Source organism: Caballeronia sp. GAWG1-1, from assembly GCF_023631465.1.
Lineage (GTDB): Bacteria > Pseudomonadota > Gammaproteobacteria > Burkholderiales > Burkholderiaceae > Caballeronia.
The window spans coordinates 24,782-37,183 of record NZ_JALQDB010000025.1 but is presented as its reverse complement, the minus strand read 5'-3'; the positions used below and the strand labels follow the sequence as shown (position 1 = coordinate 37,183).

Annotated in this window: 11 protein-coding genes; 6 read left to right on the top strand and 5 right to left on the bottom strand. The window is 53.7% G+C overall.

What is annotated here, in order from left to right:
• Nucleotides 1-237: 237 nt before the first annotated feature.
• Complete coding sequence (locus NCT03_RS14605) at nucleotides 238-645, bottom strand: helix-turn-helix domain-containing protein (protein WP_250492938.1); 408 nt, start codon at nucleotides 643-645, stop codon at nucleotides 238-240.
• Between the two features lie 492 nt (nucleotides 646-1,137).
• Between NCT03_RS14605 and NCT03_RS14600 the strand changes: the two genes are divergently transcribed.
• The 5 genes from NCT03_RS14600 to NCT03_RS14580 all read left to right on the top strand — a co-directional run bounded on the left by NCT03_RS14600 (nucleotide 1,138) and on the right by NCT03_RS14580 (nucleotide 5,217).
• Nucleotides 1,138-1,593 (top strand): DUF6088 family protein, encoded by a 456-nt coding sequence (locus NCT03_RS14600; RefSeq protein ID WP_250492937.1) that lies wholly within the window; start codon nucleotides 1,138-1,140, stop codon nucleotides 1,591-1,593.
• Nucleotides 1,594-2,070: 477 nt separating this feature from the next.
• Nucleotides 2,071-2,838, top strand: a complete 768-nt coding sequence (locus NCT03_RS14595; protein WP_250492936.1) for a hypothetical protein — start codon at nucleotides 2,071-2,073, stop codon at nucleotides 2,836-2,838.
• A 24-nt stretch (nucleotides 2,839-2,862) separates the two neighbouring features.
• Nucleotides 2,863-3,186 carry a transcriptional regulator gene (locus NCT03_RS14590; RefSeq protein ID WP_250492935.1) on the top strand — a complete coding sequence of 108 codons (324 nt, stop codon included), beginning with the start codon at nucleotides 2,863-2,865 and terminating at the stop codon, nucleotides 3,184-3,186.
• A 105-nt stretch (nucleotides 3,187-3,291) separates the two neighbouring features.
• On the top strand, nucleotides 3,292-3,708 hold the full coding sequence (locus tag NCT03_RS14585; RefSeq protein WP_250492934.1) for a hypothetical protein: 417 nt from the start codon (nucleotides 3,292-3,294) through the stop codon (nucleotides 3,706-3,708).
• 162 nt (nucleotides 3,709-3,870) lie between these two features.
• Nucleotides 3,871-5,217, top strand: a complete 1,347-nt coding sequence (locus NCT03_RS14580) for a type II toxin-antitoxin system HipA family toxin (RefSeq protein ID WP_250492933.1) — start codon at nucleotides 3,871-3,873, stop codon at nucleotides 5,215-5,217.
• Nucleotides 5,218-5,612: 395 nt separating this feature from the next.
• Here NCT03_RS14580 and NCT03_RS14575 read toward each other — a convergent pair whose 3' ends face one another.
• The 3 genes from NCT03_RS14575 to NCT03_RS14565 all read right to left on the bottom strand — a co-directional run bounded on the left by NCT03_RS14575 (nucleotide 5,613) and on the right by NCT03_RS14565 (nucleotide 9,481).
• Nucleotides 5,613-6,029, bottom strand: a complete 417-nt coding sequence (locus NCT03_RS14575; RefSeq protein ID WP_250492931.1) for a hypothetical protein — start codon at nucleotides 6,027-6,029, stop codon at nucleotides 5,613-5,615.
• Nucleotides 6,030-6,571: 542 nt separating this feature from the next.
• A complete protein-coding gene (locus tag NCT03_RS14570) occupies nucleotides 6,572-6,907 on the bottom strand; it encodes a winged helix-turn-helix transcriptional regulator (RefSeq protein ID WP_284503286.1) in 336 nt (111 codons plus the stop codon).
• 90 nt (nucleotides 6,908-6,997) lie between these two features.
• Complete coding sequence (locus NCT03_RS14565; RefSeq protein WP_250492930.1) at nucleotides 6,998-9,481, bottom strand: hypothetical protein; 2,484 nt, start codon at nucleotides 9,479-9,481, stop codon at nucleotides 6,998-7,000.
• A 154-nt stretch (nucleotides 9,482-9,635) separates the two neighbouring features.
• On the opposite strand from NCT03_RS14565, the gene drt4 reads away from it, so the two are divergent.
• On the top strand, nucleotides 9,636-11,297 hold the full coding sequence (gene drt4 / locus NCT03_RS14560; protein ID WP_284503252.1) for an antiviral reverse transcriptase Drt4: 1,662 nt from the start codon (nucleotides 9,636-9,638) through the stop codon (nucleotides 11,295-11,297).
• A 208-nt stretch (nucleotides 11,298-11,505) separates the two neighbouring features.
• Here the strand turns inward: drt4 and NCT03_RS33825 are convergent, their stop codons facing one another.
• Nucleotides 11,506-12,402 (bottom strand): helix-turn-helix transcriptional regulator, encoded by an 897-nt coding sequence (locus NCT03_RS33825; RefSeq protein ID WP_502800374.1) that lies wholly within the window; start codon nucleotides 12,400-12,402, stop codon nucleotides 11,506-11,508.

Here is a 12,402-nt window from a genome sequence, read left to right as displayed (position 1 = left end):
GGATCATGGGCTTGTCTTAAATATGATGAATATTTTTTGCAATTCGGTATTGCTTACCCGGTATAGAGCGATACAACATAGTCTGACGCTTGGCCATTCCACCGCATTTTCAACAACAAAGTTTGACGCAGATTGAAAAGACATGGTGCAGCGCAATATTCGCGATGAATATTTGCGTGGTAAAACTTCCCGAAACATGAAGCGTCTCGAGCCTAAGCAGCAATCCTTTCTCGCCCTTCACACGAGTAATTGCCAAGCCTGGATACCGAGGGCCTCCGCCACGGCCCCTAACGTGTCAACCCTGACTGACACGTTTTTGCTTTCAATTTTGTAAACTTGTTTGCGGTCCAGACCGCTGCGGGTCGAGAGGTCTTCTTGAGTCAGCCCGCGCGCGTTTCTAAAGCGCTTTAGATTCTGCGCGACACAGTCGTCTAAATCGCGCACGCGGTACGGCGCAGGTGTGACCTCATCATCTGAATTCAATAAAACTGTAGGGTCAAGGTCAAGCGCGATAGAAAGACGGCTGAGGGTCTCCAGACGAACGCCCGGCGCTTTTGTCTCTATGTGTCCGACGGTGTTCGCAGCCAGCCCCGCGGCGTGCGCAAGCGCCACTTGAGAAACGCCAAGGCGATTTCTGTGGGCCACTAGATTCTTCGCGAGGAGAGTATTGACGGACGTTGGCGCTGGCATACAACGCCAAACTGTAATTAAGTGACATATCGCCGTCTATATCTTTAAAACAGGTATCTTTTATTCAGTGTGAAATGACGCCTGCAACTATCGCATGTAGCCTAGTTGATGAGCTGATAGAAGGATGAATGTCGAAAAATGTTTCGTCGCGAAAACCCCTTTTTATCGGGTATACGACACGTGCTGACCACGCGTTTGACCTGTAAGCTCGATGAGGTATCGCTGCTCATTGCGGAACGACGTTGTTTGGTCCCGCGCCATCTTGCGCTCACCACATTGTCATCTCGGCGGCAGCGTAGGGGGGCGGGTGCCCGCATGACGCACCCGACATCTTGTCTTGGTTGACATTTCCCCTTCGAGGTTGGAAGCGTCAGACAGCATGGGGGTGTGCGTTCCCCGTCACGACTAGGCACGGGCCGGCGTCGCGGACTTTTTTGCTGCCAAGTCATGCAGGCCGTGGAGGCAAGGTTGACACTTGACAACCGTGTTTGGGGCGCAATTGTTAGGCGGCGAAGTGTCGTCATTTTGCGCGCTGAGTTGGCGCATTTGGGAAGCCCTTCGCACCTTAGTCGGGTGCTTCGGCGACTGATGCACAAGGGTTTGCTGGTGCGGGTCAGCCGAGGCGTGTACGCGAAAACAAAACTGAATAGGTTTACTGGTCAAATGGCGCCGGCGGCGCCATTCGAAACAATCGCTGCTGAGACATTGCGAAAGCTAGGCATCGACGTGACGCACGGTTTGCTAGCAGCAGACTACAACGCTGGTCGAACTACCCAAGTCCCGGTTCTTCCTGTCGTCAACACGGGGCGACGTCGTATCAGCCGGCGGATACAAGTTGGTCGCAAGATTTTGTTGTACGAACGTGCCGAAGTTCCACGACGCAAATGTCATAGAGGGAATTGAGCACAAGGGCTGCGCGATGAATGACGAGCAGAGGTCGAGCAGTGTTTGCACGGTAGTCCACACTCAAGTCGCGGTTTACTTGGGCGATGGTGGCGGCGACTGTTTCTTTCTCGTGTGTGACGCTGTATCAGAACTACAAAATGTGTCCGTTTGGCATCGGGCTCTCGATGCCCTCGCACGCCCTTTACCGCGAGGACCATATCCCGTTTCGCAGACATTTATGATTGTCATCCACGACATCGTCACCGATGTAAGCGGCAAACAAGAAAGGTCAACGACTTATCAGCTTGTTGTCACATGCAGAGGCCAGCTTGCCTCAGCAAAACTGGACACGGCAGAATCTGGCAAAACATTCGCAGTCGTTCCCTACATCATAGGTGACGACGTCATAACGATAGCAAGACAAGTTCTCGCGAGAGCAGATTAGGTATTGCCTACAGTCGAGGCCAAAATTATCTCGGACCAGCTGAGCTAAGGTTGGACGAGTGGCACACGGGGGAGATGATGCGCAAGATGACCTCGCAAGACGAACTTCTTACTCTCGATGAGTGCAGGAAAAGCCTTGACGTGACAGAAGAGCAGCTCGCGCAGTTATTACACGATGGCAGCTTCTTCCTTGTTGACGTTGACCACGTGCCCCGATTGCCCGCGCTGTTTGTAGACTCGACTTTGAATCGCAATCGCCTGCTCAAACTTTGCAGATTTATCGTCCCCGCACCGCCGGCAAGTAGACTCGATTTTCTGATTTCACCACAGGGAGGGCACAGTTCGCGCAGCCCACTCGAGATGCTTGAGGACAGTCAAGACTTCAGAGAATTGCTGAAGGAGGCAATGGCTTGGGCCGCGGGATGGTCGCGCACTACCGTCTCTGTGTATCAAGGCGTGAACGCAGCGAGGCCAGACGCTGTCGAGCCAATATATGCAGCGAGTACGGAAATCGACCCGCGACGTCGCTTGTGGAAGCGAAGTTTGCAAGCACTCCTACTGCACGAGTATGAGCTGCCGATGAGTCCTGGCTCAGACGTCGACAGATTCACGCTCTTTGTAGAGCAACAGACCATCGGGGACACTACGCGAAAAGTGGAAGCCTGTGTGCAAGTCTCGGTCGACAACGGAACGGCGACGGTGGAGGTAAAAGCCGCGTCTGACGGAGTCATGTGCTCCAAGACATTTTCGTGCGGTGAAGTCGACGGCTTGCTTGATATCGCAAAGCACGTAGTCAGCGGCCTTATGCGTATGCGCTAACTCATTCAACGGACTCTGACGGCGATGGACATCGACGCTTTTGTGACGCAAATCAAAGAATTGCTGTTTCAGCGTGGGCTTTCTTCGGAGGCGCTTGTCGAACGCGCGGGGAAAGCGGCGCTGGACTATCAACATGGGTTCAAGGAGGGTGGCGACCTTCAAAGCTCGAGCTTGCGTGCGCTTGCTGACGCGCTCAACGCTGAATGGTTGCTGGTTCCAACGGAGCATCTTCGTGATGTGCGACGCATGCTGGACCAAAAAGGCGCGATGCCCGACTATTCCGCGCCTACAGCAGCCGAGCTTTACCTCAAGTCGTTACCGGGTGCCACCGAGGCGGGCGATGAATGAGCCCGAGTCAGAAAAGGGGTTGCCTTTTGCAGAAGACCGAACCGGCGAGGACGCTTTGACGACAAGCTTCGTGTGTAGATTACTCAGCGAATTCGCGGAGGATTGATGGCATCAACATTTCAAATTTCATCGAAGCGTTTGCTGCGCGCAGAACAGCTCTTGCGAGACTGCGGCGCAAAAGACATTCCACCGTCAACCCGAGTAATCGCTGCTTTTGATGCTGCCGTCTTATGCTGCCGCGAATGCGCCGAATTAACGTCGAGCTCTGAACAGGAAATGGCGCAGCCAAACCCGGACGTGGTCTTGGCAGTAGCGGACTTACTCGCTGCATCAGCAGAGCAACTTGGCTTGCCCACTGCTGGTGGTGACTTGCTTTTGCGACTGATGCAATGGAGCTTCTTCGGACTAGAGATAGACATGCCCTGCGCGCCTGAGGACGCGGTCGACCTCGCCACCGAGTTGGTCGAACGCACACGCTCGCTGCTCTTAAAAAGTCAGGATGGCGCGGCAATAGAACGTTAAGTAAATCATGCGAATCCAACTGACATCTGACCTTCATCTTGAGCTGCTGGCTGAGCTCCTCCCGGGAGAGACACTTACCTGTAACGACATGGCCGACATCACGCAGAAACATACTCAGTCTGAATTGAAAACAAAGTTCGAGAACTGGTTCGGAGGACGAGCGTGACCACGAAAAGCATAGAGGTAGTGGTGTTCGCACACATCGACGGGCAGTGGGAGAACTGCGGCCAACTCATTCTCATAGAGCAGAACTGTGAACTCTGCAACTCACTGTTTGAATACAACGAGGTCTATCGAAATTCCAGAGGTTCTATAGAGATTGACCCCGTCCAGCTTGCTTTCTCAGACAAGACTTTGCCGCGGGATTCAGTCTCGGTACCGAAAGCTGGGTTGCCATACTTTGGCGCTTTGCGCGACGCGACACCCGATGCGTGGGGACGACGGGTAATCGAATCAAAACTCAATGTCGCACTGAACAATCTTCCGGAGTCGCAGTACATCCTGCATGCAAGCAGCGAACGTGTTGGGATGATTGACGTCCGACAGACCGATGGTGGCCTGCCTTCGAGGCAACGCGACGATTGGTCGAATCTCGAAAGTCTGGCTCTAGCCGCAGAATTCATAGAGGAAGGCGTGCCTGTCACTGGGAAACACCGCGACATCTTCGCACAGGGTGTTGGCTTGGGCGGAGCGCGACCGAAGGCATCTATTCGCGACGAAGAGGGTGTTCTCTGGCTCGCGAAATTCTCAAGTCCCGGAGACAGGTTCGAAATACCCGCGGTTGAATGTGCGACCTTAACGATGGCAGCGAAGGCGGGTATCCGAGTCCCCACAGCTAAGACCTTGAGTCTCGGTGAACGGAAATTGATGCTGATTCGACGCTTCGACCGCTTCTGGAAGGTTCCAGGCGGTGCAAGCCTCGATGAAGGACGCCGGATGTCGAGCGTTCCGGGTGACGAACGGGTAGAGCATCGTACGCCCTTCATCAGCGCGCTTACGCTCATGGGTTGCGACGAGTCTGAATCTCGAAACGTGAAGTATTCCAGCGTGGCGGCGATGATGCACCGGTACTGTCATCCTGCCATAGTCGGAGGCGACATACGTGAGTTGTATCGGAGGATGATTTTCAACATCTTCGCGACGTGTGATGACGACCATCTGCGAAATCACGGCTTCATATGGGACGAAATGATTCGTGGGTGGCGGCTAAGTCCGCTATATGACGTTGTTCCGCGACCAAGCATATCTGGTGAGCGATTTCTTCACCTCGGTGTTGGGATACAGGGACGCCTCGCGACGATAGATAATGCATTGAGCGAGCATCGCGCTTTTGGCCTGTCCGAGCAAGCCGCCGTCGAAATAATTTCAGATGTGTGGCGAGTTGTCCAGAACTGGCGCCGTCACTTCGAGGCATCGGGCGTTGAGGGAAAGGACCTTGAGACAATTGCATCAGCATTTCGCAACATCGATGAGATAGCAAGCGACGACGTGCGACACATCTTGCCATGACAAAGCAGGCGTAAACTCAGCAAATTCGCTGACAAACGTTCTCGGACCTTGCGCCTGGTGATGCTACCTCATTTTGAGCGACATGAAACTGACCATCACTACCCTCAAGCTGTCAAACGACGGCCTTGTTGTCGAGCTGTCAGACGGTCGCATACTGTCCTTGTCATACTCACTCTCGGAAAAGCTGATGTCTGCAACATCGCAGCAGCGTCACCATGCGCGTTGCGCCAAATGGCTTGCATTGGCCGCAGTTAGGGGAGTTCTATAATAATAAAAGTCGACCCTGACGACCTTTTGCTGCGAGCCACCCGGTGCGCGGGCTTGTAGGAAGGAAGCATGCGGCTCTAACGGCGCGCAGATTGCTCGTCGCGCCGCGATTCGTGCTTTTTGCGATATTACTCGGCGGGGTCGAAGAAGCTCGCAACACCGGGATATGTCGCTGCGTCAATCTCGGCGCAACCCAGCTTCTTCAGCGCATTGAAGTGGCGCTCGTTGACCCACTTTTCAGTCCCAGCGTCGCGCAAAATCACGCGGAACAGTCGGAGGTCTTCTTTCGTCGCGAACAACTGGCTGATGAACGCATCGGCATCGAGCCGTCCAGCTTCGGCTGCTGCTGCAAGATTATCGAGCGCCCAAGCCAAGCCCGGGTTTCCTGGCATGCTGAGCAGAGTGGAGAGTTGCATTGGATTCAACGTCTTCTCGCGGTGATTCCAGCCACCAAATTCAGCGCATGCATTTGCTATCTTTTGGCCATCTTCGGTCTCAAACATCAATTGCGATGGTTGCACGATGTATGCGTTGATTGCTGCCATGTTGGTCCTCGAATCTTAGTTGGGTTTGCTTTTTTGGCGAGTCGTACGAGTCGCTTATGCGATAACGGCTCAGGCACTTCGATTCTTTAGGACTGGCATCGCCCGGATGAAAGTTGCCGACGTGCAAATTGAGTTTGACGGGCGATGCGAGTTCGTACACATCTATTTGTATGCCCAAGACGTCACGTGCATTGATTCAATTGCCTTCTGCCACGGCAGCCTCCTTGAGAAATTGGGGGCAGACTTAGCTGTGGCGCGCTTGCGGCGCAAGGAGTCTTTGAGACCTGGGCCAAACGCATGGGCGTCAGCGTTCCCACCTTGCAGCGCTTGGAGGCAGTAGACCCCACCGTGGCGGTCGGGATTGTGGCCACTGCGCTTTGGCTAATACGGCGCGATGGCGAACTCGGAAAACTAGCTTCACCGGAACACGACCTAGGTGCTCTCGAGAGGGACGTTCGAAAGGCCTTAGACTTAGGGCGAGCTCGCGCGCAAGCCTCTGCCGAAGCGCGCTCGCGTAAATCACCGCCGAGGGATTGAAGTGGTTAGTACCCGGTAAACAAGGGATTTTTTATCGTTTGACGGTTAGCCACGTAAGTCTCGGCCGTTGACTTGCTTGTCGTATGCGAGCAGAGCCTTTTCAAATTTTCTCCATGGGTCGACTCCCAGGTTACGAGCACCAAATACGGTTCCTTGAGCTTGCGTCTCAGTGCGGTAATGGAATATTCGACTGCGACTGGCGACGACGCAATCACACGCCTATTGACGAGCCCGTTGCGCTCAAGTCGACGCAGCGCCTCAGTTTGCGCTTTACGCGTGATGGGGTCCAGTCTGCGCTTAAGCGCATTGAATCGTGCAGGCTCCTTGCACAGGACAGTCAGGATGAGGACACTACGATGCTGCTAAACACGACAACGTTTAAATGTTCTGAGTCGCCACAAGGAAAATGAGTGAAATTCGTGAAGCGTTATTTAAGCTTTTGCGCTAATATTTTTTTGTCGTTCGAGATGGGCTTTATAGCCGGCTGCATTCATGCGTGCTTTGGCAATCTTGAACTTGCGCTCGGTCTTTGTTTGAAAGTCAAACTCCGGCTCGAGCCCAAACCACACTCTTATTTCGGAACGCATCCACCGAAGAGGACGTTGTCGACCAAACCCAGCAGCGGGCGGAACGCGCCATTGTTTGCGGAACACGTCGTGCTTTACGTTTCTCACTGGCCTCTGGAGCCAATGCGCCAACTCGTCAAGGTAGACAGCATGCTTGTGCGCATCGTGCATTGCACCTTTCCCGCGGACTCGCGTTGCCTTCGCACGCTTCCGCGTACGAGGAGGGTGGGCTCGTAGCTCGCATCTGGGCATCGAAGACTCCGCAGAGAATGAGAGCTTTACCAAGTCAAGACCAAACGTCTCGAAAACCAGTGTTGATTGGCCAAGTCCATAGTTCCATCGCGTTGGTTCCATGAGGCGAAGAGTCTTGACCGCGAAGGAGTCTTCCGAGAGGAAGTTGTCGAGGTCGGCCTTTGTCGGCCGTTTCAGCTGTTGCGTCCTGTATTTTGTGTCGAACACAACCACGCTTCCATCTCGAAGCATTCGCACCGCCTCGCGCAGCGACCTGACTGGATGGCCTTGAAAAGTCCATCCATTGAGCATTCGGTTGCCCATCATGATACAGGTCTCAATGCGGAGTTTATTTGGGCGTCGCCATTTCAGTCGTTGGAAAAGTTCTTTTTGTTTTTTTGGGTCCTCCAAGGCCGCGACCGCCCGTTGCAGTTGGACAGCCGCCTCCTTCACGTAATCTAGGCTCCGTCTTAGTTCGTGGGCTCCTCCTGGATGAAGTGGATTCTTGCACTCAAATATATAGACGGTATCGCCCTTCATTGCGAATACGTCGATGTCAAGGGTTCGCCCGAGATGCTTTGTCTGAAGAGGCGCCATAACCTTGAACCCCGCAGCCTGCATCGTCTCCGCGAGACTTACCTGAACAGGGTCTTTGTCGTTTGGCCACGCGAACCGGGTTTCGCTGCTCTGGAGCAGGTTCCTAAAGATATTGGAGAACCCGAGAATGTTTGTGGGGACCACATATCGCTCGTCAACCTGGAGAATCGGACGATATTGCACATCAAAAAATCCTCGACTGTCGGAAGGATGTGTCAAAGCCTCTATTACATCGTCAACGAACTGAGGGAGCACGCAAAGTGAGAAGAGGCGCCGCAATTCTTCGCGTTCGAACACAGGGATGCGGCTGCGCATCGCGATTGGCTCATCAATATCATGAACTTTGAGTAGCGCGGTCCAAAAGATTTTCCGAATGAAATCTACTAAACGCTGGGCTTGTCTAGCCTCTTCCACAGGTAGCCCGGATTTGATGTTTAGTGCGAGTAACTCGTCTGGCATGCAGAACAAATTGTAGGCGGCCACCTCTACATTTACTGCGTCCTCGCGAAACGGAGTCTGTCGAAACCTTGGAGGAAGAGCTCCCGGCACAGACAAGGTGTACCGGGGCGTCGGGTGAATCGCTAGTTGGAGCCAGCGACGCTTTGTGGAAGCTAGCGTAATCTCTGCGGCCTCGGCATATGTGGGCAAATCCAAGTGGGATTGATAGCTTTCTTGCGTCAGCAAATCGTTCGCATTTTGATACTGAATGAATCCGTATCGAATACTTCGCTCTAGCATGTCATCGTGTGTGCGGATGACTACGCGCTTGCCAACTTTCGTTGCAAGGTACCCGTACCCATCTACCAAAGTTTCAGCTTCCGCTACCTTTCGGAGTATCAGTGCATCCTCAAGCACTCTCAGATAAAGTCCGGAAGACAATCCCGCTTCATCGACCTCGTTGAATCCGTATGGGTCCGAGGTGGTGACGTTGAAGTATATATGCACAAAAAGCGATAATCCTTCTGCTAGTTCTTCGATACTGTGCTCTTGAGATGTCGGGTCTCGACCGTGTAACTCAGACATCTGAAACAATAGGTCAAGTTGAGCGTATGCACTTTTCAGTGCTACTGATTTTTTTCTCTTGGCCAAATTCTCGAGGCTTTGTCGGATGCGAGTGGCGTCCTTCGACAGTGCAGTCAGCGCAATGACGGATTCAAAATACTCTCGTGCTTCCGTGGTCAACTTGGCCCCGATTCGCTCAACCGTGGCGGTCAATATTCTGTTAAGGATGTCTCCCATGTACTGATATCGGCTTATGCGAAGAAGGCCCGTTGATTTAATCTTTTCGAGGAATTTCTCTGCGTTAAGTTGCATCGCTAGACATAGTAATCCTATCGCTTTGCCTGCTCGGCGCAGTCTGATTGCTTCCTCAAGTTCGGTCGCGAACCAGACTTTATCGCTTGAAGTTGGTGGACGGAGCCTTTCTAATACAGCTTGAAAAGAATGGTCACTCCAAAGTTGACTTCCGAGTTGCGAAACTACGTCTTTGATACTCGTCTTAACGGATAAGCCTTGTTTCAATGTATCTCTCTTCTTCAAGAGTCAGCCAGCGGGCCGGCGGCTGATGGTCCCGGAGGTTGGCGACCGCGAGTGTGGTGTTCGGGGTATTCTAGCGGACCCGCGTCTCACGATGTTGACGATACAATTGAAGTAAGGAAACTGTCGAGTCCGCCATATGCCATATGACACGCAGCGTCACATCTTTGAAGGGCTGACGCGATGGAACTACCTTCCCAACCAGAAAGCCCCAGTAGGAGAAGTGCCGCCAAGCATATCAAGTCGTCAATTTACTCCGGAGGTCGCGAAAGAACTTGCGACGTTGGAGGACTCGAGGGACCGGAAGAAATGGCGTTGGGATGACGTGTCGTACTCGATGACGCGGTACGACAATGTGCCTCGGCAATTGGCCCTAATGCATCCGTTGCCGTACGCTAGACTCGCAGTGCTAATGTCGACTCACTGGAATGAGCTCGGCGGTCTCGCCAACAGCGAGAACAGCGCAATCAAACCTGAGCAGCACGATGATGGACGCATCCTCATCATGAACTACGAGGATGCTCTTACTAAAACGAACCTGGCGCTGGAAGCAAGCTTTGGGAAGCGGTTCCGCGTTGAGACTGACATCGCCGGTTGTTTTACGAGCATCTACTCGCATTCGATTCCATGGGCGGTTGTAGGATTTGAAGCGGAGAAGGCACGGGACCGGAACAACGGGCCCTTCCACTGGAGCAATAAACTCGACTTCTATCAGCGCTTAGGGCGCCGGGGAGAAACGGTGGGATTGGCCATCGGGCCGGCAACGTCGAGCATAATTGTCGAGATTATCCTAGGTCGCGTAGATGAAAAGATGCGTGAGGCTGGATACGCGTACCGTCGATACATAGATGACTATATTTGCTACTGCGATACCCATGAGAAGGCACAGACATTCCTTGCATTGCTTGGAGAATATCTTTCTGAATATCGCCTACACCTGAATTTGCAGAAGACAACGATAGTGGAACTGCCTGACCCGTTGTCGGAGCCATGGGTGACTACGCTCGGCACCGCGCTTGAAAGCCGGCTGGGCCGCGACGCTGACGGCAGGGCGCTCTTACGCACGGCTGATGCGACCCAATATCTCGACTTCGCGACGCGTCTAAATCGCGATACACGTGACGGAAGTGTCCTCAAGTATGCCGTTGGCTCGATGCTGCCGCACCTCGACCAGACTGCGCTCGGTAACTTGGCGCCCTATCTGATAAATCTTTGCTGGCACTACCCAGCGTTGCTGCCATACCTTCAGAAGCTGTGCGACGCCGAGCATGAGCTCCTAGCAGCTTTCGCGGATGAGCTAAATGCGATAATAATTGAGAACGCGAGGCATCGTCGTTCGGACGGTATGGCGTGGCCGCTTCACTTCATGCTTCGAACTGGGATGCAGCCAACGGAAAACACAGCAACGGCGGTGCTCAATTCCCGCGACTGCGTTGCTTGCACGCTCTTATTCGAGATTCGACGTGACGACCCTCAGCTTTTAGCGTTTGGAAGAAGTCTCCTAGAGCAGGGTTATCACGAGCGCGACAAATATTGGCTACTCCTTTATCAGATGGCCCGCCACGCTGTGCTCGAAGTTCACGACGATGAGCCCAGCTTCGGCATTCTATTGAAGCATCGGGTCAATTTCATCCCGCAAGATGAAAGAAAGACCCAGGCTGAGATGTATTGCACCTATCTTGAGAATCACTTCATGGAGGACCGCCAGCGCGAGCTTTCGCTGGAGGAGTGGACGGCGGCGGAGGGCCAGGCGGTCGGTAACGGACAGCGTGAAGGTGCTGACGACCCATTCGGAGCATAGTCGATTCGCGAGATGCGGGCGCGGATTCGCATTCTCCCATTGCTAACGCGCTATATATGTTAGGCCCTTCCTGCTTTGTGACAAGCCCATCGGACCAAAGCGGTCTTCCGTTGTTGCATAAGTTTTTGAGTGAGAGCGACGCATCCATAAGAGCGACCACTCCCAGTTCGATAGGGTCACGGAACTGTGCGAGAGGGCTATGCGCCGGTCAGCCGCCGCGCTGTACAAGCAGCTTCTCCACGTCAGCCCAATTTTTAAGCACTATCTGCTGCTCCTCGGGTTTCGCCCCCACGTCAGTCTTCAGCCCAAGATTTTTCATGCAGTAGAAAAGCAAGGCTTGTCTGCATCGGAACTCTAGCTCGCCGTTCTCCATCCCGTAGTCGAGTTCTACGACGCGTGCTTTGGCCTCTGTAAGTCCAGGGTTCGCCGCAATCTTGAGCGTCACTGTTGTCTGCCATTCGCCATCATTCTCTGGCGGCAGCCCCGCCACGTCCTCTCCATCCACGCGCAATATTCGAGCAATCACAAAATCTAGGAATCGGGCCCGTAGATGACAGTACGCTCGGACGTGCCACCGAAATCCGTCGAAGCCTAGTGCATGTGGAGAAATGGTCCGACTGGTGGGCTCAGTGCGAGACATGGATTGGTAACTGACGCGCAGTCCCGCCCGGGTCCGAATTGCTTTGAGGAGATTCGCAAGGACGTCGACATCTAAGCGGCGGGACGGCAATGGGGCAACGGCAACAGAAGGCCACCATCCGACGAACGTAGCGTCTCTCGGCAAAACTCCCGTCGCGGTCGCTAGCAATTCGTTTAGGTACCTCGACGGCTGACTCACGGAAAACGCTGGGACGAACCCGTCTCCGCGGACATAGACCTTCAGGCTTCGGTCGTATGCCATATTCCGCGGCTGCAATTCTTGGTATCTCGCAATGTCGGCAGATGCTTGCGGGGTCGAAATGCCGAAGAAATCCGTCAGCGCACTCCGGTTAATGCGCCCGTCCCATTGAAGTCGAAAGTCAATAAACTCAAGCCGACGTTCCTGGCCCCATTTTGAGCCGGTCCGTGGCTCCTCGTGTATGACAGCCGAGCCATCGATGTTCAT